12 protein-coding genes are annotated in these 25,164 nt (G+C 53.7%); 7 read left to right on the plus strand and 5 right to left on the minus strand.

What is annotated here, in order from left to right:
- Positions 1-734 precede the first annotated feature (734 nt).
- Entirely contained in the window at positions 735-4,337 is a 3,603-nt protein-coding gene (locus ABE504_RS13375; protein WP_430089036.1) for a fibronectin type III domain-containing protein, read from the minus strand.
- Positions 4,338-4,738: 401 nt separating this feature from the next.
- On the opposite strand from ABE504_RS13375, the gene ABE504_RS13380 reads away from it, so the two are divergent.
- From ABE504_RS13380 to ABE504_RS13390, 3 genes are read left to right on the plus strand one after another with little or no spacing between them, the layout of a single operon-like run.
- Complete coding sequence (locus tag ABE504_RS13380) at positions 4,739-5,701, plus strand: ABC transporter permease (RefSeq protein ID WP_430089038.1); 963 nt, start codon at positions 4,739-4,741, stop codon at positions 5,699-5,701.
- A gap of 18 nt (positions 5,702-5,719) precedes the next feature.
- On the plus strand, positions 5,720-6,610 hold the full coding sequence (locus ABE504_RS13385) for a carbohydrate ABC transporter permease (RefSeq protein WP_430089041.1): 891 nt from the start codon (positions 5,720-5,722) through the stop codon (positions 6,608-6,610).
- Between the two features lie 36 nt (positions 6,611-6,646).
- Entirely contained in the window at positions 6,647-8,269 is a 1,623-nt protein-coding gene (locus tag ABE504_RS13390) for an extracellular solute-binding protein (RefSeq protein ID WP_430089043.1), read from the plus strand.
- Here the strand turns inward: ABE504_RS13390 and ABE504_RS13395 are convergent.
- The 4 genes from ABE504_RS13395 to ABE504_RS13410 all read right to left on the minus strand — a co-directional run bounded on the left by ABE504_RS13395 (position 8,266) and on the right by ABE504_RS13410 (position 14,820).
- Positions 8,266-10,605: a helix-turn-helix domain-containing protein gene (locus ABE504_RS13395; protein WP_430089046.1), complete on the minus strand. Its 2,340-nt coding sequence runs from the start codon at positions 10,603-10,605 to the stop codon at positions 8,266-8,268. The two genes, ABE504_RS13390 and ABE504_RS13395, sit on opposite strands and share 4 nt — an antisense overlap.
- 110 nt (positions 10,606-10,715) lie before the next feature.
- Positions 10,716-11,309 (minus strand): TetR/AcrR family transcriptional regulator, encoded by a 594-nt coding sequence (locus ABE504_RS13400; RefSeq protein WP_430089049.1) that lies wholly within the window; start codon positions 11,307-11,309, stop codon positions 10,716-10,718.
- Positions 11,310-11,330: 21 nt separating this feature from the next.
- Complete coding sequence (locus ABE504_RS13405; RefSeq protein WP_430089051.1) at positions 11,331-12,224, minus strand: SDR family oxidoreductase; 894 nt, start codon at positions 12,222-12,224, stop codon at positions 11,331-11,333.
- A gap of 286 nt (positions 12,225-12,510) precedes the next feature.
- Complete coding sequence (locus ABE504_RS13410) at positions 12,511-14,820, minus strand: helix-turn-helix domain-containing protein (RefSeq protein WP_430089054.1); 2,310 nt, start codon at positions 14,818-14,820, stop codon at positions 12,511-12,513.
- Between the two features lie 311 nt (positions 14,821-15,131).
- Here ABE504_RS13410 and ABE504_RS13415 point away from each other — a divergent pair, with 311 nt between their 5' ends.
- From ABE504_RS13415 to ABE504_RS13430, 4 genes are all read left to right on the plus strand, one after another.
- Complete coding sequence (locus tag ABE504_RS13415) at positions 15,132-20,459, plus strand: S-layer homology domain-containing protein (protein WP_430089057.1); 5,328 nt, start codon at positions 15,132-15,134, stop codon at positions 20,457-20,459.
- Between the two features lie 190 nt (positions 20,460-20,649).
- Positions 20,650-22,260: an extracellular solute-binding protein gene (locus ABE504_RS13420; RefSeq protein WP_430089058.1), complete on the plus strand. Its 1,611-nt coding sequence runs from the start codon at positions 20,650-20,652 to the stop codon at positions 22,258-22,260.
- Between the two features lie 87 nt (positions 22,261-22,347).
- A complete protein-coding gene (locus tag ABE504_RS13425; RefSeq protein ID WP_430089061.1) occupies positions 22,348-24,066 on the plus strand; it encodes a hypothetical protein in 1,719 nt (572 codons plus the stop codon).
- 51 nt (positions 24,067-24,117) lie between these two features.
- Positions 24,118-25,164, plus strand: coding sequence for a glycoside hydrolase family 88/105 protein (locus tag ABE504_RS13430; protein ID WP_430089064.1), 1,047 nt, complete (start codon positions 24,118-24,120; stop codon positions 25,162-25,164).

Raw genomic sequence — 25,164 nt, forward strand, 5'->3', positions numbered from 1 at the left:
CTTAACAAAAAATAAACTACTGACATGGCCGCCGCCGCTGAGTGTCGCGCTTGCCTGAAGGACGGATCATGCCCCTCATCGCTAACGGTTGCCCTAGCGCCTATTTCGCGCCAAACGCCACTTCTCCAGGGCTAACGGTTGCAACAGCGGCTATTGAGGTCAAATCAGCCAGATTTCGTTGGTTTTTTAACAAAAAAGCGCTGTGGCAACCATTACAATTTGAAATGGTTGATTTTAGGCTGAATAAGCGCTATGGCGACCGTTACACCTCTGCCCCAAGGTCTCTCGTTCGCATACAACCAGTCAGAAGCTTGCTGCCGCTTCCCTCCTCTAAATCCTTATCCCCCATTTCGCTGAGTAAGGGGAAGCTCGACTGGACCTACAAATTTGGATGCGCTGTGGAGCAAGCATGGAAGAAAATGTCCGTTAGCGGCACTGCTTTCGAATCATGTGTGGTTTCACGGACAAAAATGTCCGTTAGACTTGTGAAACCTCGCTATTATGGCCGTTTTCAAGTTTTAATGGTCATTTCTGACCGTTAAAACTTGAAATCGCTGATCTCGCGGTTCTAACGGCCGTCAATGTCCCATACATGAGTCCGATGGAGATAGAAATCGATTTCTATTGTGAAGAGTAACATACCCTTCCCGCAATTGTCATCTAAAAGTTTCTCAGCAAAAGATCGCCGTAAGAAAGCTCCGCACCGGTGAATGCGGTGCGGAAGCTTTAACGATTTAATTTCTAGTTACATTGAAATTATCGAAATACACATTGCCCGGCGACCGCTGGTTATAGACGCGGAAGGCGCTGATTTTGGGACTCGCTGCCGTATAAGATTCCTGGGCTTGCTGCGTCAGCGTCCCGTTCTGTAGTCCCGTACGGAACGTTACGGTATTCGTCGTGAAATCCAAATCGATCGTCACCGTATACCACGTGTTCAATTGGAAACCTGGAATCAGATTGCGATACGTGCTGCTCGTGCCCAGCCGGTATTTCAGACCGTTCGCCGTATCCGTCTGAATCTCCAGGAAGTTCGAGCCGGTATAGAGCAGAATCTTGTCTCCATTGAAATTCGCTTCCCGCATGTAGTCGAAGCTGAAATGCGCGGTCGGTCCCTCGGCCATGAAGTCGTAGACGAAGTTGCCTGCTGCTCCGTTCGGAACGCTCAAGCTGCGGTTCGCATTGCTTGGTACCGCTGCGATCAGCCATGGTGCCGGCCAAGTGGTAGGATAGGCGGAATACGGCTGACCTACTGTGCCGTCGTTAAAGTCAACGACCAGATCCGAGGACTGTCCACCGACGGTTGCTTGCACGGGGAACGACGATAGCGATTCGCCCTCCGCATTGATTGCAGTGATCTTGTAGTAATACGTCGTGTCCGACAGCAAGCCCTTATTCCGGTAGGAAGTGTCCGTGATCGCTCCGACCTCCAGCTTCCGGTACGGTCCGTCCAGGCTCTCTGCCCGGTAGATCGCGTATGCGTCCGCTCCGCTTACTGCATTCCAGCTGAGCGCAACTTCATTCCTTCTCGCCGTGGCGATGACGCCGGACGGTTCTGCCGGCCCGTTCCAGGATGTCACGTTATCGAAGTATACATTGCCACTCGAGCGCTGGTTGTAGACGCGGATGGCGCTGATTTTGGCGCTTGCTCCCGTATACGATTCCTGCGCCCGTATGGTCAATGGTCCGCCCTTTGGCCCCGTGCGGAACGTCACCGTATTCGCGACGAAATCGAGATCTATCGCTACCGTATACCAGCTATCCAATTGGAAGCCTGGAATCAGATTGCGGTACTCGGTCGTCGTCCCTAGTCGGTAGCGCAATCCGTAGACGGAATCTGCCACCGTTTCAAGAAAGTTCGTCCCCGTATAGAACAAGAGCTTATCCAGATCAGAGTTCGCCTCCCGCATGTAATCGAACTGGAGATGCGAAGTCGTGCCTGTCGATGTGAAATCGTACGTGAACGTCCCGATCGCATTAGGCGCGACACTGAGGCTCTTGTCGGTGGAGCTCGGCGTAGGCGATACCGTCCAGGCCGTCGGCCATTCGGCCGGCGCGTAATAAGGCGCTCCATTCGTTCCGTCGTTGAAATCGACGGCGATCGGCTGAAGCGGCGCTTTCGTCGTGGCGGCTGCATGCAGCGATAAAGCGGATTCTCCGCTAGCTGTAATAGCTGTCACTTTGTACGCATATTCCGTCCCGGCGGTCAAACCGTTGTTGATGTATGCCGGAGCTGTCAGTGCCGTTGTCGTCAGCTTTGTGTACGCACCGTTGACGCTGGCCGCCCGGTAGACGTGATACCCGGTTGCTCCAGCTACGGGCGTCCATTCCAGCCGGACTGAATCTCGGTCCAACGCCTGAGCCCGCAAATCGCTAGGCGCACCGCTCACGGCAACCTTCGACACTGGCGGAACAATGCCTTCCGGGAAGGTCCCTATCGTCAATTCGTTCAAGTATTTCTCCAAATTCGTATACCCGTCGCCGGTAAAATCGGCTTTCCCGTCGAGCGCGCTGTTCGGATTCAATCCGTGCTCCAGCTCCCACACATCCGGCATCCCGTCGCCATCCGTGTCCGCAGGCACTTCGGTCGTTTGCAGCACCGGCCACTGCAGCGTGACTTTCGTTGCATGCTTACTGTCCAGGGTAGCTTGATCCTCGGCCGTTACGTTGTTCGCCGTATAGATGACGCTCCCCGTCCCGTTGATAACGTCGTTCACGAGCGTGCGATCGACTTCATCCCGCTTGAGGCTGGCACCTGCGTAATTCAGCACTTTCTCATAAGCGACGTCCGGGCTGTCCTGCGGTGACGGATTCGGCATCGCGAACGGCGTGCTGACGAACATCTGCGGATTTTTGTAGATGCCGCTGAAGTTGTTCGGGTGGCTGCTGGCGGACAAGCTGCCGTCCCGGCGGACACTCTTGTTGCCGGTGAGCGCGATATTGGAACTGTACGGTGGACTCGCATCAACGATATCCGTCTCTGCCATCCGGTCCTCAATCAGGGTACTGATCCCGGCTTTGTAGTAATTGTTGACCATGTTGCCCCGATCGTTCTGGCCGTACATGCTCTTATAACCCCAGTCGTAAATCACATTGTTGCGCACGTCCATCGATTTGCCGGAAAACCGGGGATTGCGGCTGTCGTTGTGAGCGAGCAAATTATAGTAGAAGGTGGCATTGTCACCGCCCCAGATGCCCCCGTAACCGTGAAACCCTTTGCCTTCCACGTTCGATTTTACGATCGTCGGGCCAACCGTACTGTATTGCAGCGTAAAGTCGACGTTCTGATAAAAAGAAAACGACTCATCGCTTCCCCAACTCGCTGAGATATGGTCGAAGATGAGCTGCTGGCGGTGCCGCCCAGTGACGCCGTCCATATCGACGCCCGCTCCGTCTCCTGTACGGAAACGCAGATAGCGAACAATCAGGTTATCGCCTTGGAATACAACGGTATGCTTCTTGAAGGTAATGCCATCCCCAGGCGCGCTTTGCCCGGCAATTGTCAAATTGGAGGCTGTTACGTACAGCATCGATTCCAGCTCAATCGTCCCGGACACCTTAAACAGAATCGTCCTATTGCTCTCGCTGACCGCGTCGCGGAACGAGCCAGGGCCGGAATCGTTCAAATTCGTGACGTAGTACACGTCCGTTCCGCGCCCACCAGTTGCGAATTTGCCTCCCCCTTCAGCTCCGGGGAAAGCGGGAATCGTACCGGGGACTACACTCGGCGGCAGCGGAGGCGGATCTAGCGGCGTACCGACCGCAGGACCGACCAGCACCGAGTACATCAAACCAAAACCGATATGACCCGTGGCTTGGTTCCCGCCCAGGGCGACGGTCCCTGCCTTGTACATGCGCGAGTAGACACGATAGATGTTCGTCCCCGTGACGTTGCCGTCCGCGTCCTTGATTTGGGTTTCGATCGTATTCCCCGTATACGTCCAACCGTATTGCGGGGTCAGCCAGTAATCGGAATTGAAGGGTTCCGTTGAAGCGTCATCGGCGTGCATGGCCACATAAATCGTGGCATCCTGGTCAATCTCGAACGTGAGGAAGGGATTGGTCGGTTCATTCTTATGGTCTGTTCCTCCGCTCGTTTGGATAAACGACAAGCCGGCATAGGGACCGATGTTGGAAAAAGTCGTAGAGGGATCGTTGACGTACATGGCCTTGCCGGTTTGCAGGTCATCATATACGGCGTAGGTAACTGGCGCGTACCACAGATCGTTCTGCGCAAGATTGCTGATGCCAATCGACGAAGCCAGTGCCGGTAACGCAGGCAGCAGCTGCATCGCAAACAGGAGTGTAAGTAGTAAAGAAATCGTCTTCTTCTTCATCTTGTTCCTCCTCTAATTTATAAGCCATTCTAAAACTCAGCTCATTCTTTTCCCCCGACTTCCATCCAACCACCTCCTTTTCACCACAGGAGCCATGCTGTAATCGCTTTCTTTTTGTGATGAGCTTCTCTTCGCTCCCATTCCTGTCGATCATAACCCTGTTCGCCCGTACACACCACTTCCATCTGCTGCGGGCACCGTACAATTTTTTAGAAAAAGGGGCCTTCCCTTATGGAATCTAATGAATAGTACCCCGCTTATGAGATGTACCTTGTGCACTTGCAATGGGCTTTGTAAGATGGCGGTAAGCGCTGATGGAAACGCTGTCACAAGTCGAAACGACATGGCGGCCTCCCGTACAAGAAGTGCATCATCATGCGAAATGAAAGGAGCTGAAGCAAGTGAATCATGTTGCGCCCCTTGTCAAGAATCCGGTAAAAAGACGGAGCAGCTGGGCATCTGCGTTCAAGAAAGGGTGGGCGCGCTCAAAGTATCTTCATTTATTGGCATTGCCGGGGGTTCTGTATTATCTGATTTTCAATTATGTTCCGATGTATGGCATCCTGATCGCGTTTCAAGATTTTCAGCCGATGAAAGGGGTGTGGGGCAGTACTTGGGTCGGTTTTGATCAATTCAAAGCGTTTTTCCAGCATATGTACTTTTGGCGGGTCATCCGCAATACGTTGCTGCTCAGCTTTCTCGAATTATTGTTCGTGTTTCCGCTGCAGATCCTGTTCGCCATCTTCCTGAACGAGATCCGAAGCCGTTTCTATAAGCGCTTCGTGCAGACGGTGAGCTATTTGCCGCATTTCATCTCATTGCCGGCGATCGTCGGGATGCTGTTCATGTTCCTCTCGCCCCAGGATGGTCCGTTCAATATGCTGCTCGTCAAAGTGTTCCATATGGAACCGATCAACTTCATGGGAATGTCGGAATGGTTCCGGCCATTGTACATTCTGTCCGATATTTGGACGACGCTCGGGTGGGGCGCGATCATCTACCTCGCCGCCTTGACGAACGTCAACCCGGATATGTATGAATCCGCCTCGCTGGACGGGGCAAGTCGCGTGAAGATGATCTGGCACATTACTCTGCCGGCAATCCAGCCTACGATCATGATCATGCTGCTGCTCCAGATCGGCAAAATGATGTCGCTCGGCGCGGACAAGGTCCTGCTCATGCAGTCTCCCGTCACGTACGAAGTATCGGATGTGATCAGCACGTTCGTGTACCGTCGCGGTCTCGAGTTCGGCGAGTACAGCTTCGCGACAGCGGTTGGATTTTTCAACTCCGTGATTAACATTTTTCTGCTGCTAAGCGCCAACTGGTTCGTGAAGAAGACGACCGACAACAGCTTATTCTAAATCGAAGGAGGTGATTCTATGATCCGAGATCATTCGTTATCGTCCAAAATATTGGACATTGCGGTGCATGCCGTCATGATTGTGATCCTGATCGTGACCATTTACCCGGTGCTCTATGTATTGTCCGCATCGCTCAGCAGTCCGACCGCTTATAATCTCGGCAAAGTGACGATTTTCCCGGTGGATGTTACACTAAAAGCATATCGTCTCATCTGGGAAGCCAAAACCGTCCCTCTTTCTTTCCTGAATTCGGTCGTCTATACGACTATCGGCACTGCGATCAGCATGCTGCTCACGACCTCGCTCGCTTACGCCATTTCGCGAAAAAAACTGACGCTGCGCCGTTTCTACATGGTGTTCGTACTGATCACGATGTATTTCAACGGCGGCATGATTACCAACTTTATACTCGTGAAAAACTTGGGCTTGTACAACACACTCTGGGCCATCGTCCTGCCAACGGCCGTATCCACGTATTACTTGATCATCATGCGGTCTTACTTCCAATCGGTTCCTGAAGAACTAAATGAATCCGCTTACTTGGACGGAGCCAACGATCTTGTCATTTTCATACGCATCACACTGCCTTTATCAATGGCGGCGTTGGTTACCATTGGTCTCTTCTATGCCGTGAACTATTGGAACGCCTGGTTCTCCTCATTGCTATACTTGAAAGATACGGATAAATACCCGCTGCAGATGGTTTTGCGACAGATCATCATCCGCTCGGAACTGCTCATGCAATCCATTAAGGCCGGCGAAGCGTCGGCTAGCGAGATGGCTTCTACTGACGTAACGTCGATCAAATACGCAACGTTGTTCGTGTCCATCGGTCCGATGATGATTTTGTATCCTTTTATTCAGAAATATTTTGTCAAAGGTGTCATGATTGGTTCGTTAAAAGGTTGAGCTTGCGAAGATTACGAAACCAAGGGGGAATTACACATGTTAAAAAAACCGTTTACACTTGTGGTAGCCATCGTCCTGCCGCTCACACTTGTCGTCGGCTGCTCCAAGAGCAGCGACACGCCGCCGTCCGCCTCGCCAACTGCAGCATCTTCCGCATCTACTGGCAAATACGATAAGGAACTGACGATTACCGTGTCCAGAGCGATATTGGATGCTTCGACAGTGAAGGATGATTTGGAAGCAAAGATGTTGAAAGAGAAATTCAACCTTGTGTTCAAGGCAGAGGACTACAGCCGCAACGACTGGGCGACCAAGACGACCCTGCTGTTCTCCACCGGAGACGGCCCCGAGTTCATCCCCTACTCCCGCGATCAATGGAAATCGATCGAATGGATGTCAGCGGGCTACCTGCGCCCCTTTGAACTGGACGAAATCAAGCAAAAGCTGCCGAATTACCTGAAAATTTGGAGCGACGAAGAATGGGATACCGTACTCAAATCGACGCGCTTCTCTGATGGCAAACTGTACTTCCTGCCGAATAAGCGGACGATACCGGTGCAGACGGCATGGCAATATCGCAAGGATCTTTTCGACAAATACGGTTTGAAATTCCCGAAAACGCCGGACGAAATGATCGATACGCTCAAGACGATCAAAGACAAAACGGGTCTCATTCCGTTCGTGGTGCCAGGCAACTCGTCGTCGCCGCTGTGGGCCGTCAGCACGTTCTTCCAAATGTTCGGTTTTCCTGACCTGCTGCTCACCTGGAACTCCTATGTGGACCCGGCCACCAAACAGTTTTATGCTTATCCGCTTGCTACCGACCAAAGCCGCAATATTCTTGTATTCCTGAACAAAATGTATAAGAACGGCCTGCTCATGAAAGATTTCGCCACAGCCACTGCCGACCAGACCAACAAACTGATTGCTCAAGGCAATCACGTCATTGCGCAGACGATCAACGATCCTTCCTATATGGACGGACAGCAAAAGGCCGCCGCTCCCGACGCCAAATGGGCGTGGGTCGACAATTACGACCATCCGTCCAGCGACCCGAACAAGACGATTTACAAGAAAGAATCGTATTATTCGTTCTGGGGACCGGCGATCAAGAAAGGCACAAGCCAGGAGAAGGTCGACCGTCTGCTTGATTACTTGAACTGGGCCGTCTCGGATGAAGGCCAGCTCTGGTACACGTATGGCAAGGAAGGGGTTACGTACGAGAAGAAGGACGGCGTTCCTACGTTCTTACCAACCATGAGTACGCCTGTCCAGGCACAGGGCGAAAAGCTGGCGAACTACGGCATCAATATCGGGGTCATCGGCTTGGGCGGCTTTATTAGGCCTTACAAAACTTTTGACCAAACCTTCAACAAAGCGAAGCTGGAAATGAGCAAGGTCATCCCGGCCAAGCCTAATTACTACGGGCCCATCGAGCCAATCCTGCAATTAAGCGACGCGGACCGCAAGAAACTGGTTGGCCTTGAAACGACACTGAACGGGGTGCGCGACGAGTACTGGCTGAAATTCATTATGGGTGCGCTCGACCCATCCAATGATGCCGACTGGAAGAAGTTCATGGACGCTGCGAACAAAGCCGGCCTGCCGGAAGTCGTGAAGCTGCGGACGGACGCATACAACAAAGCGAATACCAATTAACTTTGCATGTCCTTATAGGACGATGGAGATACGCCCATCGTCCTTTTGAACGCTCGGCGGAATGAATGCGTGCTATTGTAGCCTGCCTGTACCGCGATATTGTCAATGGACAACGAACCTTCTGCAATTAATCGGCAGGCAAGTGAAATACGCAGCTGCTCCAGGTACGAGCTGAACGTCTCCCCGGATTGTTCTTTGAAGAACTGCGACAAGTACGATTCCGATAAATTAAAATGAGAAGCAATCGCGTATAAGCTGATGTTCGGATCCTGAAAATGATCGTTGATATACGCCGCGATTTTGTCCAGGAGATGCGTGTTTCGGCTCTTCTTGTTTCTCTCGTTCGAGCTGCAGAGGTGATGGAATTGAAGAAAAATGTCTCGCAGGCTTGGCTCGGCGCCTGAGAGATCCAGCGCGAAATCAGCGTCGTTCTCCTCCACGAGAACGTGATGTCCAATCTCCTCCTTCAGCTTAAGCTCCGTCGCCTGCAGCTCGCTGAACAGATGCTGCTTCATGCCGGCAGACAACGTCCGGGTCAAGAAGTTCTCGTTGTACAGATGCTGCACAATATGCGCAAGCTCCGTGGCGTTCCCCGCCTTAATGACATTCATAAGGCGGATCTCCACTTCCGTCGGGTAATAATAGCCCGTCTGCTCTTTGGCCATCTGGGCATACCATCCGATCGCCGACTTGCCGCTGTCTGCCACATGGCTGTCCGTGACCGCCAGCTTCGCTTCCTGGTAAGAATAATGCACATCGAGCAAATCCTCATAGATGCTGCCGATACCAATCATCGGTACGATGACGTACCGCTCCTTGATGTCCCGGTTAATCTGGAGGAAAAGGTCGTCCAGGTCGCCAACAAACGCCTTCTTGTCCATCGCATGGGATCGAATCAAGATCGCGAGTTCATTCTCGTGCATCGTATGAATGTAGCCTCTCTCCTGAAGGTGATCGCGAAGAATCCCCTCGATCACGGCCCGGAGGATATTCAATTCTTCCAAGCTCTTTGCACCAAGCACTTCGTTTTGTTTATAAATATGGAGTACAGCAATGACAAAACCGTTCCCGTGCATCTGGAGACCTGCATGAACCAGCATCGCATGCATCTGTGCGCGGTCCTCAAACTCGCCCTTGAACAGACGCTCGATGAACACGTTTTTGAGCGTCTCTGCTTGTCGCTGCAGCATGTGCTGCAGCGATTGATTGTTATCGATTAGCCGGGTAATGCTCGTCTGTAAATAATCGACCTCATTCGGCCCATCGGACGGTTCCGACTTGCTGCCGAACTGGTCGTTGCCCCAGAACGCTTTGAGGACCTTGACAATATCTTTCCACGGCTTAGAGTGCCTGTTAGCCATCCACAAGGAAATGATCGTGCCCACGATGAGCGTTGCTGCGGCGACAGACAGAGCAATCGTGCGGATGTAATTGACCTTGCCCATCACTTGTTCAATCGGCAAGGACACGACGTAGGTCAAGTTGTTGTAAGCCGACCGTGTGTAGACGAAAAGGTGATCTTCTCCCTCCACTGCCGCATGCATATAGCCGTGCTGCTCGGTCGCACTGCGGATTTTCGCCGGAATCGGAATGTCCGCACTTGCGGTGACAACCTCACCTTTGTCATCCAAAATGGCAAACGTCTGACCTTCCGTCTCATCGGATCCTTCGGTTCCGTCGATGCCGATAAGCTTCATAATATCCTTATCCTCCATCGCGAATACGACCACGGCCTGGATCTCCTGGTTCGTGCCTAGCGGCAGGGATGTCATGTAGGTGATGCCGGATGTCTCTTTCCCGCTCACCCATACGTTCCGCGAAGGGAGCATGTCGCGCAAGTGCGGCTTATCGAACAATAAGGCATGCCACTCTTCGTACGACATGCCTTCGTAATGAAACTCGTCTTCATAAAAGGTCTTTGACGAGTCGGTCATTTGGACTTTGGAGAACACAAGGTCGCTATTTTTCAGCACAACGAAAAAGGTATTCGTGAATGCGCTTCCAGTTATAGCCGACGAATGAAAGTCTTTATAATAATTCCAAATGTCAAAGAGTTCAGGCGAGTTGCCAAGCGGCTTGCGCAAATAAAACAGCCCCATCAAACGTGAATCGTAGGACAGTTTAATCGCTGCCTCGTCCATATCCGTCCACTGTTTGTCGAGCAAATCCCGGGCTTGTTCCAACACATACAGCTTGGCTTCACGGGACTGCGTCTCTACGATTTGAACCGCTTCGTAGTAGGTAAAGCTCGACAGCACGATCGGGATGATCAACATGAATAAGAAGGAGATCATAAAGCGTTTGAACACATGGTTTGTACGGGACTTCCCACGCAAGAGCATCCGAACCACCTCAGCGATATGAAGTATTATCGGGTTATTTTAACACAATAGAAAAAGCATTGCGAAAGAAAATGAGCAAATGGGCTAAAACCCGCTTTCTCCTATCAATGAGAGAGCAGCTTCATGAGACGGTCGACCTCCTGCAGCCAATAGCCTTGGGTCGGTTCCGAATCTTGAAGCATAAGTCCGGTAATCACGGAGAAATAGAGAAATAATATTCGTAGGGGGTCGCCCGTGGTGAACTCTCCCATCTGCTGTCCCTTGACAAAAATGGGTACGATTAGGTCTAGGGTGTCATTCGGACCGTATCGCTCAATTGCCTCCCTGGCTTGCATCGGCACCTCCTTCGATGTCCTCGCGTGCTGCAGCAGCATGAAATAATGCTTATGCTCTTCGTCCAGCATATTCCGGGTAATCGCTGCTAACTGCTCCTTTGGCGAACCGGGAAGACTACCAAGATTCACAAGTGCTAGGTGAGCATTTTCGAGCGCTTCCTCTACCAAAACGGTAAAGATTTCTTCTTTAGATGCGTAATAACGGTAGGAAAGACCTTGACTGATTCCCGCTTCCCCAGCAATCATGCTCATTTTGGTTCCATCGATCCCATGCTTAGCAAACACTTTCAAAGCAGCCTTCTTAATCTGTTCTCTTCTTTCGTCAAATAGGGCCTCCACTTTAGTTTCATTGTTCTGTTTCAATGTTCATTCACGCTCCATTTATTAACCAATTTGTGCGGCACTTACTTCCCACAAGCGTTCGGCGGCTTTCTCATCCCGAGCTTGTTCGGAAGGGACAACGGACTGCTTATCTTTGTAGTATAGGCCGGTCGCAGAAGTCATTTCATCGGAGTCCGCCAACCAAACCAGTGTTTCAGCACCTTTCTCAGCGGTGCGGGAGAATCGTTTCATCACGCTCATTGTCAAACGGGCCAACCAACCGTTGTCTTGATTGAAGTTCGTCGAGACAAGTCCCGGATCGTAACAAGCTGTTGAGATGCCGCTCCCTTCCAAGCGCTTGCCCACTTCAGCCGTGAACATGATATTGGCAAGCTTTGTTTCTCCATATCGTAAATTGGCACCGCCCATCACATTTTGCGGAAAGCTGTACAGCTTCTCGGCGCTAAGATCGTCGAACCGGATTCCCCTCTTCGCCATTTTGTGTCCGTGCGAAGCTGTTGTGATCACCCGAGCGTGACCGCTCTCCTTCATTCGGTCTGCAAGTAACGTCGTAAGCAGGTAGGGAGCCAAATGGTTGACCGCCCACGTCATCTCGATGCCGTCAATACTCAGCTTGCGGGTAACATACATCGCGCCCGCGTTGTTGATTAGAATATCCAGCCTTGACCATCTATTCAGAATGTCCGTAGCGACTTCTCGAATCGACGCCTGAGAAGCCATATCGGCTATAAAAACATCTACTGTTGCTTCGTGTTTCGCTAACGCCCTCAGTTCAGCCGCAACCTTATTAGCTTTGGTCTGGTTGCGTGCGACGATCCCAAGATTGGCACCGCGGCTTACAAGCTCTTTAGCTGCCGCCAAACCGATGCCGCTTGTTGCTCCGGTAATCATAACGTACTTGCCTTCCACAGTCCAACTTTCATCTCTTGTATGCATTGGCTTCAAATCCTCTCTCATGATAATTGAATGAACGGTTCATTCATTTATAATATTAGAATAACCTATCCTCACTGTCAATAGGTGATTTGTTATTAATTGACGCGATGATTCAACAGGCAACGAAGCTGATTCAGGCGCAAGCATTTGAACGATTGCCTGGTCGCTCCCATGCAATACCGCAAAGCCCATCGTCTGTAGCAAGAACGGCACAAGCAAAAGGCTGCCGATACAGTGAGATCGGCAGCCTTGGGTACTGCATGATGAGCTTGACATGGACAGCAGGTCAATACTTCCGCTCCGCCTGCCGATATTCCGAGGGCGTCATACCAGCATATTTTTTGAAGCTCCGCATAAAGCTGGTGACGTTGGTGTAGCCTGCCTGCTCCGCAATCAGGTTGACTGTCGCATTGCCTTCAAGCAGCAGCCTTTGGGCCTCCCGCATCCGTACGTCAATCAGATAGTCCACGAAATTGACGCCGGTGCTTTGCTTGAATATTTTGCTTAAATGATTGGAACTGATGGCGAATTCCTCTGACAGCAGATTCAAGGACAACCCGCTGTTGCTATAATGCACGGAAATATAAGCCATAATGCGGGCAACCAGCTCATCCGCTTTGGTTTTGGAGTTACGCTTTTCAACTAATGCCTCCACCATATCCGTCATCAACTCAAGCAAATATTCCTGCATGACCGACAGGCTTCCGGCCTGGGTCAGCCGTCCCTCAATTCCGGTATGGTCGGACTGAAGGCGTTCCAAAAGAGCCGGGTCCGCCACTTTTTTGCCGGTTCGGTAAATGAGCTGAAGGGCGAATTGCACCATGGTCTTGTCGGTCAATCGGCTTTGCGCGGCCAGAGCGAATATGGCGGACAGCAGCTCCGTCATCTTGTCTGGATTCGTCTGCCAAACCGCCTCCTGCAATTGGTCGGCCAGATCGAACAGTTCCATCAAACCCACCCCGTCCAACACGGATATGTCGCCTCCGGTAATAATCGTACCCGGCCCGGTCACCATTTTGTAATGGATGCACGCCTGAGCGACTTGGTACGAGTCTTTGATGTCTTCAAACCGACGGCTGTATGCCCCCATGCCGATGCTTAGGGAACGCTTAATATACGTCTGGACGGCATTCAGCAGCGACTGTGCGAAAGTCACAGCCTGCTCCATATTCGCAGAGGCATCCTCATCCCGGAAGCTGACCAAAATCACCACCTGGTACTCGTTAATTTGCACAGCTCCGCCCTTGAGCGCCTCCCCCCCTTCTCTCATCAGCTCTTCCGCCACATTGCAGACTGCGTAGAGATACGGGTTCAGATCGGACATTTTCTCCAGAAGGGCCTTATTGTCCAGCTCCGCCAGCATCACGATATAATGATCGGAATAAAGCTCCAGGCCGATATGGTCAAAATAGGGCTTGGCCAGATCATACCGGGTTCGATGACCCGTGACGACGTCAAACAGAATCTGAAGCTTCAGCGCGGGCTTGCTCTCCTGAATCTGGCGTACCGCATCGGAGTAGCCGACCAGCACGTCGTGAATTTTGCCCTCCAGACCGTTGAAATCCCGCCGCAGACTCCCTGCGCCTGCCGCAAGCTCCCCCTCGCGTTTGCCGAGCAGGGACTCCACCTTATTAATGAACCGCTCCATGGGACTGAACCATGTCCGGTTGACCAGCGTCACGGACCCCACTGACAGGAGCACCATGACGCCTGCCAGAACCAGGAGAATATTGCGGACGGCGAGGAACAGGCCGCTCATCTGCCCCTGAGACACGACATAAATCAGCTTCCACCCGGTGTAGGAAGAAGAACTATAGAACACCCACTCCGAACCCTTGCCGTTCTTTTGCCTGATGAAGCCGCTGTTCTTCTGGGACAATACTTGCCCGTCAAGCTTGTATTCGGCGATATTCCGGCCGATGCGGGATTTATCCGTATGAGACAGAATGGTTCCCTGCTCGTCCGTAACCAGCACATTGCCGCCGTCGCCGAACTGCAGATCAGAGAACATGTCCGACAGTATAGCTTCAGGTAAATTGATGGCGATAACCCCGGTGCGGTTCTCCGGCTTTTCCGTCATGGGGTAGAACCGAATCAGCGTAATGGTATGGCGGTTGACGGATTTTTCCTTAAAAGAGGGATTCACCAACCATTTGTAATAGAAGTTTTCCGTGTAAAACGTGCTGATCCAATTCTTGTCCGCCTCCTCCGAGGTAGGATTATACAGCTCGTCGGACAGGAGCATTTCGTTGGCCCGGGAATACAGATACACGGACTGAATGGCGGGATACGAGCGCTTGAGCCCGCCGATCTGGGACTGGATGCCATCCAGTCTGATCAGATAGTCAGGATTGCTTGAGCGGGGCGTATTGAAGAAAAAAGCCGCTTCCCCTGTTTGCAGCATCTGAATGATAGCCCGGTCGATCTCCGACAGCGTGCTCTCCATCCGTTTATTGATCTGGTTCAGCATCTGCAGATTGGAACTGACGACTTCCAGTTCCAGACGCTGCGTGCCGCTCATATATGAAACTAGCACCGTACTGGCGATAATCAGAATGAATAGTGAAGCGTAAATCATCTGGATCTTGTATGCCATATTCCGCCTCACCTGTTGCCGCCCCCCTCATGTTGTCGCTTTATCTATCATAATTCCCGCAATTGGCCAAGGCAACTTGCAGTTTACGCTCGGACTTGCATTTTCAGTGCTTCGCGGCAAATCCGGCATTCGGCAAGCTTTGAAAGTAAAGTGCGACTACACGGTTTTCAAGGATTAGCCTACATTGTGGAGTGTCGGGAGAGGTATGCACACGTTTTTCCTCGACGGGTCTTTCCATCCGTGTTACGAAAGGGGGCTCCGATGGTCCGGTCAGGAAAGGCTGCAACAATATCAATTCGGGAGGGAAAAAGATGGGTAAAAAGGTAAGTTTATGGTTCTTGTCCATTGCACTGCTGCTGGGGATGGCGGGCCCGTGCTGGCTCTCGGCCTCCGTTGCCCATGCGTCTCTTCAGACAGATACGAGTCGGATTATTCCTGCATGGTCCTTCACTTACAAAGGGCTTCCGGCTGCGAATCTCGGGCTGGATACTGCGCAAGCCCATGGGGGAGAACATTCGCTGCGAATCTCGTATACATCAGCGAAGGCGTCCGAGGTCTATCTGAACATAACCCAGACGGTAGCAGTCAAGCCCAATACGGTTTATGAACTGAGCCTATGGGGCAAGGGCACAGCGGTAAAAGGCGTCAACATGATGGTGAATTGGGGAACAAGGACCCCTCTGGGAACAGGAACGTTTGACTGGAAGCGGGTTTCGCAAACCTACACCACCGGAACCAACGAGACCTCGCTCACCGTCCGCATTGTGGTGGATGACAAAACAACGGTCTGGCTGGATGACATCGCCTTGAAGGAGGCTGGCACAGAGTCCAATCTTCTTCAGAATGGAGACTTTGACAGCATTGCGGAAATCAAGCCCCTTGACGGCTTTGAAACGCTGACCGCCTGGACGCCGACAGGCTTGGCCGGCATGACAACGGTCGAAGCGGTCTATGCGACCATGACAGAGGGAGCGCAGGCCGCCAGACTCACCTTCACCAATGGAACGGGCCAGCCCAACCAGACAGGGATGGTTTTGAATCTGTCTCAGCCCTTGGACTTGGCCAAAATGACAACGGTTACAATGGATGTCTATCCGCTGTCTCAGACGGTCTCCGGCACTGAGCCTGTCTATTTGAAACTGACGGATGCCTCCGGTTCTGTGTCCGAGCTGCAACTGCCCAAGCTGATCGCCGGACAGTGGAACGGAGTGACGCTGGAGTTTGCCGCCTCCGCCATGCGGAGCGGAATTGTGCAGATCGCGCTGTATGCCAAAACTGGCGCAAGCGTTGCTGGTTGGGACGGGCGAACCTCTGTCAGCTATCTCGTCGATCAGGTGAGCGCCGTGCGGATGAAGCAGGCAGAGAGCGGCACAGGCGTGGACGGAGAAATCCTGGAAGGGCGGAGCTCGTTCCTCCAGCAGTTGGGCTCCGGCACCCATGCTCCCGTCTTTCAGGCGCAGGGGATTGCCATTGACGGCAGCCTGGGGGATTGGGACAGCTATACCGGAATTGCCTTGCCTGCCTCCGGCACCTCCCAGAACCAGGTGGCCGGTTGGAGCGGAGCGGAAGATCTGTCCGCCAGCGCAAAATTCGCGTACGATCAGGACTATTTTTATTTGTCTGCCAAGGTAAGGGACAACACTCACTTTACAGTAGCCGGTGCCGATATGTGGAATGGAGACAGCATCCAGTTTGCCTTTGGGGAAAATGGGGTGTACGGTGCGGAATATGGCCTTAATCTAATCAACGGACAAACGCAAGTGTGGCGTTGGAAGAATGGCAGCGCCTCCCTCGGCAAGGAAACGGTAACTGCCGCAACGGGCAGGACAGGCAATGACACCTATTATGAAGCCCGGCTGCCGTGGAAAGCGATTTTCGGGTCGGGTATGCCGTCGGATGCGCCTATCTCCTTCTCTGCTCTAATCAATGACAATGACGGCGCTGGCCGCAGGGGCTGGCTGGAGTGGACCAGCGGCATTGGCAAGGTCAAGGACGGCAAGAAATTGGGAAGCCTGTACCCCGTACCCGCCGAGGACCCTTGGAGCTTCTGGGTGGAAACTCCCGCCGAGGGACAAACCGGAAGCTTGCTTCCCTACAAGCTCCATCTGATCAATTACAGCAATGAGCCCAGGAACGTTTCGATCCACTCCCAACTGCTGGCCATTGACCGTGAGGTGACGATCCCTGCCGGAATGGCGTTTACCAAAGAAGGCACGTATTCCGTTCCCGTCAAGGGCACGTATTGGGCCGAAACCACGGTGACAGATCAGGATACGGGCATGGAGAGAACATGTCGGAAGCAAGTGGTGGTGGTCACCAGCGCAGCCGAATTGACCGTACGTCTGGAGGCGCTGTCCGCCAGATTGCCGCAGTTGCTGGCCTTGCTGGAGCAGGCAGAGGAGCAGGGGGTGGCCACGGATGACGAGCGGATTATTTATGCAACGCTGCAGGATTTTGTTGTCTACGGCAAGCAGGATGCCGCCAACGGCAGGCTAACCCGCTCATTATATGTCACCGAGACGCTGGAGAACCTCTATCTGGAGGCGGAAACGAATCTGCAGGGGTATCTGAATGGCACTCAAACTCCTCAGGCGGCGCCCCGCTATACCACCGGCCCGCTGGAGCAAACGGAGCATGGCTTCAGAGGTACCGCTCAAGTGCGCAGCACAGGAGAAACAGCGGTACAGCCGATTTTCCTGAACGGATATCTGGGCTTCAACCAGGTTCGTCTGGACATCGGCAAGCTTCAGGATTACGGCGCCAATGTGATTCAGGTGGAGACGGGACCGAAGAATGTGATTTTTTCCAAGATGAGCTATATCCCCGAATTTACGACAAGCGGCAGCGCTTTGGGGAGCATCAGCCTGGATGAAGCTGTCACCCATAGCGGTAACAGGTCCCTTAAAATTGTCAACCAGTCACCCAAACAATCCAATATATATCTGCTGGCCAGCCAAACCATTCCCGTCAAGCCCAACACCACCTATGAATTCAAAGTGTGGGTCAAGGGGGAGAATGTAAAGAATGCCTGGTTCCCGGGAGGCCCCGGATGGACGCTGAGAAAATCTATGCCTGCGGGAACCTATGACTGGCAAGAAATTAGCTATACTTACCAGACAGGCCCATCAGAGCTGAACTTTACCCTGATGCTGGCTTCCGAGAACGAGCAGACTCTGTGGCTGGATGATCTCCGGGTCACAGAGCAGGGAAGCGCGGTGAACCTGGTGCGCAATCCGGGATTTGAGCAATCGCCGGAGGTTCCCGGAGCCGATCCGAACAAGGACTATGTGGTGGCGGTCTCCAATGTGGCGAACGACATCGGCAGGGTGCTGGAAAATGCGCGGGACAACAATATTGCCGTCAACTTGCTGCTCTCCCCTCACTATTTTCCCGATTGGGTGCTGAAGAAGCATCCCGAAGCAGCAGCCACCCAAACGGGCTTTCTGAAGTTCAATATTGATCATCCCTTGTCCAGGCAGATTATCGAGGACTATTTGCGGGCTGTGATCCCTCTGGTAAAGGATTACAGCTCTCTGCAAAGTGTCACCCTGACCAATGAACCCGTGTACCAGTCCAACCGCAATCCGTACTATCTCCCCATCTGGCAAGCTTATCTGGAGGAGCTGTACGGAAACAGCATAACCGAGCTTAACCGGATTTACGGCACCGCCTATACCTCCTTCGGGGAGGTACAGATGCCTTCAGCCATCGCTCCGTCGCCTGTTGTTTACGATTGGGTCATCTTCAATAATCGAATCTTTGCCGATTGGCACCAGTGGATGGCGGATATTATTCATGAAATGGCGCCCGATCTGCCGGTTCAGGTTAAAACGATGGCCAATCTGGAGTCCAACCTGAACTGGGGCGTAGACTATGAACAGTTCTCTGAGCTGAGCGATATCAACGGCAATGATGCCTACAATCTGATCGGAGATGGTCCGGAGGGCTTCATCAAGGAATTAAGCTTCTATGATCTCCAGCGCTCCTTCAAGCAGGCTCCTATCTTCAACTCGGAGCATCACTTTATCAAGGACGGGGACGACCAGTATGTACCGGAGCAGGCCAAGCGGGTACGGGCCGTCCTCTGGCAGGGAGCCGTTCATGGCAAAAGCGCCTCCACCAGCTGGCTCTGGGAGCGCACCTATGATTCTTCAAGCGACTTCGAAGGCAGTCTCCTCCACCGTCCGGATGTCGTGGTGGATATCGGCAAGACCAACCATGATCTCAACCGTCTGGCGGAAGAGGTAACAGCCCTGCAAAATGTCGCCCCGCGGACGGCCATCTTGTATTCCCTGGCCTCCGGCGTGTATAACACCAATTATGATGAAACGCTCCGCCGGGCATACCAGGCGTTGGCCTACAGCGGCCAACGTATCGGCTTCGTGACGGACAAGCAGGTTGTTGCCGGGAAACTGGCTGACTATGACCTCCTGGTTGTGCCGGATGCCGCACAGGTCAGCGCAGCAACCTTGGCCGCAGTGGACAACTTCAGTCAGACAGGAGGCAAGGTGATGCTGATCGGCGAGGAATCCCTGACCACAGATGAGCATAACCAGCCTCTGAATGCGGTTGTACACGATCAGCTTGCCAGCCGCTCCGTCATCCTTCCCGCCTCCGCCGGAAGCGGCGATATCCGCACGGCGCTGCTTCCGCTGCTGGAGCAAATGAACGCCCTTCCGGTCGCATTGACAGACCTTGCCACAGGCCAATTGGTATGGGATGCGGGCTGGCAAATCGCGGAGCATAAAGGACGGCTTCTGCTGAATGTGGTGAACTACACAGGAGAAACAAAGCAAATTCAAGTGAGCCGCGATGAACAGCCCGCCGGCATCGTCAACGAGCTGATTGCGGGAACAACGGCGAATGCCGCTCAGTTGGAACTCGCTCCTTACGGGGTTTATCTGCTTGATCTGGGCGCCGTGCCTTCGATGGAGGAAAATGCGAGCCCCCCTCCGTCTCCTGCAGAAAGCCCAGCAACAGATGAGCCGCCTCTTGCCCCGAAGGCTGGCGAAGAAACTGACAGCTCCGCGCCCCCTGTGCAGCAGTCCCCAAACCAGCCTCTTCCCGAACAGGAAGTCGTCTGGTTGCAAGACATCCAAGGTCACTGGGCGGAAAACATCATTCATGAAGCAGTAAAAAAGGGCTTGATAAGCGGTTACGAGAATCTTACCTTCCGTCCCGATCAGCCTGTAACCCGCGAGGAGCTTCTAGTGTTGCTGACTCGAGCCCTGAAGCCGGAGCAAACGGGAGAGGCCTCGACAACTTTTGCCGATGAAGCCAGCGTCAGCAGTTGGGCCCGACAAGCTATGACCTTGGCGGCTCAAGCCCACTGGGTGACGGGTTACGAAGACGGGACGATCCGTCCCCAGGCTCCAATCACCCGGACGGAAATGGCGGTGCTGCTTATGCGGGCTTCCGGCAACACGGCGGCTGCGAAGAGAAACACAAGTTCCCCTCCTCCCTTCGCTGATGACAAGCTGATTCCGGTTTGGGCCAAACCCGCGATTTATGAAGCCCTGCAGGCCGGTCTGTTGGAGGGGGGCTCCGGAGATAGGTTTAATCCGGATAGCGCCGCAACTCGGGCGGAAGCGGTAGCTGTGCTCTTGCGCCTCATGGCTGCACGCGCCCTTGCCGAATAGTCCAAAAGCTTGCAGGTTACACTTGTGGCGACAAGCCCCAAAAACGGCAAGCTGTTCTATAATCATGTTACTACCCCTGTGCAAGTAATCTGCTGTATGGTTATGCCGGAGGGAATAAGGTGACCCGGACGACGGGTCTCCTTTTCCCGGCAAAAGATACATTTTATAGTTAGAGGGAGGCAAACGAATTTTGAGTACAAACTGTTCTGTACAACGTTCAAAAGCAATCCGTTCCAAAACGGCGGCCGTCCTGATGCTCGGCGGCATCCTGCTGGTGGCAGGCTGTGGAAGCGACAAGGAGGGAGAGTCCGCAGCAAACGCCAGTCCGTCCGCAGGCGCAAACGCCGCTGCCAGCTCCACCCCGGCGCTTCCTATGGCCATTACCGCATCCATTTATGATCGCGGAACCGTTCCGGCAGAGGAGGGCACCTACGAAAGCAACCGCTGGACCAAATGGATGAATGAGCAATCCGGCGTGGAGGTGAAGTGGACCCCCATTCCCCGGAACCAGGAAACCGACAAGTTCAATGTGCTGGTCGCCTCCGGGCAAGCGCCGGAGCTGATTACCTCCTACGACCGGAATATGCTGTCGCGGTTTGTCAGCCAGGGCGTAGCCCAGCCCATTGATGAGTACATTGAGAAATACAGCACCAGCTACAAGGAATATATCAAGAAGCACCCGGAATTGAAGCCTTTCGTCACCTTCAACGGCAAAACCTACGCGATTGCCAGCATGCGGAACACCCAAGCCGCCACCATGATCTGGATTCGTCAGGACTGGCTTGACAAGTTGGGACTGAAGCAGCCTACCACTGTAGAGGAGTTGGTGGAAGTAGCCAAGGCGTTCCGGGATCAGGACCCTGACGGCAACGGCAAAAAGGACACTACCGCCATCGCCATGTCCAACGCCTATTCCGCCGTATTGGATGATCTGTTTATGGCCAGAGGCGGAGACTGGTTTGTGGAGGACGGCAAAGCAACCCTCTCCTTCTTTACCGACCGCTACAAGGAAGCCCTGACTCTGCGCAAAACCCTGTACGCCGAAGGATTGGTGGATAAGGAATATGTGACGGACAAAAACTGGGCCCGGCAAAAACAGCTGTGGATTACCGGCAAGGCGGGAATTCTGTTCGATACCTACAACGGCGGGCCGACAGTGGACTTCTACAAGAGCCAGCCGGATGCCAAGCTGACTCCCCTGCCGCCTCTTGCCACCAAGTTCGGCCGGAACGGGTATCAAGAAGAGGTGCCCAATTATCAGCTGACCATTTTTAACAAGGATATGAAGAACCCCCAAGCGGCCATGAAATTTGTGGACTGGATGCTGGACAAGGGCTGGTACAACCTGAGCTACGGCATGGAGGGCGTCCACTACCAGTTGAAAGACAACATTCCCGTTACGCTGGACACGGATAGGCTGAAGAAGGAAGTCAGCTATGCCAGCGAATACCGCATCGTCCACCAGCAAATTCTGACACCCGAATTTCTCATGGCCCGGGCGAGCAGCGATCCCAATGACCAAAAGGTGCAGAAGGCCGTCGGAGATGCCGTTACTGTTGCGAAGAGCGTCAAGTATCGCAAGGATTTCCCTTACACCCCGGCGGTGGATGAGTTTACGGATGTCTCCGGACAGTTCCAGAAAAAATGGGATGAGATTGTCACCAAGGTGACCATGACTCCCGATCTGAATGCCGAGTGGGGCATCAGCCAGATCCGCAGCGAGTGGGAGAAGCTGAACGGTAAAGCCATCGAAGCCAAGGTTCAGGAATGGTACGAGAAGAATAAAGCGGACTTTAAATAAATAAACCGTGCTTCCGGCGGCGGCCGGGTCGGGACTGTGCTCCCTCCCCCGGCCTGCCGGATAGCAATAAGGACAGGTGAGAAAAGGATGGAGCAAACCGTACTGAATGAGGATGCTGTACTGCTCGAGGTCATGGAAGCGCGTTGGCGGAAGATCAAGATCAGCCAAGTGCGAGACAAGAGCAGTTACTGGCATGGCGCTTTCACCGAGAATGGAAACGGCAAACCTTACGAAGGGCTGACAAGCAGCGACGCCCTGCTGTCCCTGACCGTTTCGCTGTATGCCCACCCTGGGTCAGCCTATCACCGGGACGCCGGGCTGTTGCGGGTCATCTGCGACCAGATTGGCTTTTTGAGAAGAGCACAGCTGCCTTCGGGCTGTATTTCCCTGCACAACTGCAACATCGACTCTCCCCCGGATACGGGCTTTGCCGTGCATTTCACCGCGTTGTGTCTCCATGTATTGGAGAAAATGGATGATCCCGCTGTAAAGGAGCCCTGCACAGAGCTACGGCTTTTCCTGCAGCGAACGATTCCCGGACTTATGGCCGGAGGCATTCATACCCCCAATCACCGGTGGGTGTTGTGCGGAGCTCTTGCCCTTTTATACGAGCTGTTCGGTGATGAACGGCTACGGGAGCGGGCCGATCGGTTTCTGGCCGAAGGGCTGGATATTAACCCCGACGGCGAATGGACGGAACGAAGCAACGCTATTTACAATGCCGTTTGCTCCATTTTTTTGTATCAGACGGCCCGTGTGTTCGGTTATGACGATCTCTATGAGCCCATTGCCCGCAATTTGCGCATGATGCAGTACATGCTTCACCCCCGCTCGGAAATTGCCACGGAATATTCCAGCCGACAGGACCGGGGTGAGATCATGAGGCTGAATGCCAGCTATTATGTGGCTTTCCGCCTTATGGCTGATCGGAACGCTGATCCGCTGTTTCATAGTTTTGCCCGGGAGGCGCTTCTCACTCTCCAAGCCGGAGGAGAGGCGCTGCTGTACCGGATGTTTCTCCCGAAAGCAATGAACGCCGTTCTGCCCCTGCAGCCGCTGCCTGACCGGTATGAGGTATTCCTGAACCGGGAGCGGACCGCGCCTGTGACGGGAACCATCCCCTATCAGCGCACCGCCTTCCATGCCGGGTCTCCGCTGATCCGCTACAGGCAGGGCGAGCTGAGCGTGACCGTGATTGCCGGGCAGCCGGAATTTCTGTATCTGCAGTTCGGGCAAGCCCGGCTTCTGGGCGTCCGGCTAGCCTTAGGCTGGTTCGGCGTGGCAGGAACGCCTTTTGCCGCCATCCGGCAGACCGGAGACCATGCGTATGAGCTGTCCATGGAGCTGGAGGGCAGCTACCGGGACGCTCTGGAAGAGGACGCCGTCAGCCAGACAGATCCCCTGCACTTTGCCGAATCCATCCCGCTCCGCATCAAAACCAATGTAACGGTTCTGCCTGTCCGTGTAGGCATCCGTCTCGATCCGGCGGGCGTCGATCTTCATTACAGGGTCGAGGCAGGCACTCCTCCCCTCTTCGCCCAGGCCGTGTACGCCTTCGCCTCGGAAGGCTCCCTCGAGGGCCCGGACCTCGCGCCTATCCATGCTCATGCCTCCTGGTTGAAATCCGGGCACTTGATTTACAGCTGCGGGGAGGACTGGATCACCGTGGACGGGGGCGCCTTCCAGCACGGCTTTGAAGCTCTCCGTAATGACGGGCTGGACCCCGGCGTACAAAGCGCCGCAGTCAACTATTTGACCCCTCTGGAGGCAACCGTCCGCATTCGCTGCGGCAAAGCGGATACTTAACGCATAAATCAACGGCTGCCAGATCGGCAGCCTGGCAAAGGATGATGAATCATGTTGAACCGGCAAGACGCAACCGTGAAAGAGCAATTGGCCAATCTGGCCCAGTACACCATGCGCCCGCAGGAACAGGACAGTGCCCATATGATGGTCTGGCAATGGGGCCAAGGTGTGGCGCTGTACGGCTTAGGCAAAGCATACGACGCTTTGGGGGACACCCTTTATCTGGATTATATGGAGGAATGGCTGGACGGTTTTCTCCCGGAGCATCCCCCCGGCAAAAGCATCAACACGACGGCGCCACTCCTCGGAGCCTTGAAGCTGATCAAGGAGCGCCGCACCGATAAATATACAGCAGTTTGCTCCGCCTTTGCCGACTGGTGCTTGCATGATGCACCACGCTCTGTAGAAGGCGCCTTCGAGCACTCCTGCACGGAGAATCGCTATCCGGGGGAAGTATGGGCGGATACTTTATTTATGGGCTGCCTGTTCCTTGCGGAATGGGGCACTTTGACCGGCGAGAGACGCTATCTGGATGAAGCAGCCAGACAATTTAAACTCCATTACCAATATTTGCGCGATCCGGCCACAGGGTTGATTGTACACGGCTATAACGGAAATAACAGCGCACAGATGGGCGTGCTTTGGGGCAGGGGCAACGGCTGGTTCGCCGCTGCTACCGCCGAGATGCTGGAGTTGACGCAGGGCTCGGATGCCGCTGCCTCCATCGCGGAAAGTTATCTTGACCATATGGCAGGCGTGCTCTCCACTCAGGACCCCGAGGGAATGTGGCATACGGTGATGGATCATCCCACTTCCTATCCGGAAGCTTCCTGCACCGCCGCTTTTGCCTATGCCATCCTGAAGGGGCAGTCCCGTGGGGTTCTTCCTGCGGCCAGTCGGGTCAGCGCCCTGCAGGCGGTAAGCGCTCTGCACCGCAGGATCGACCCGGACGGACGGCTTACGGAAGGTTCCGGCGGCACCTGCGTCATGCCCGCAGCCACAGATTATAATGCCATCGGTTATGCCTATTCCCCATTTACCCAAGGGCTTGGCATGATGGCGCTGGCTGGAGCGATTTTATATGGAAAAGAGGGATAA

Origin of the sequence: Paenibacillus oryzisoli (assembly GCF_050467285.1) — a bacterium.
GTDB classification, from domain to species: Bacteria; Bacillota; Bacilli; order Paenibacillales; family NBRC-103111; genus Paenibacillus_E; species Paenibacillus_E oryzisoli_A.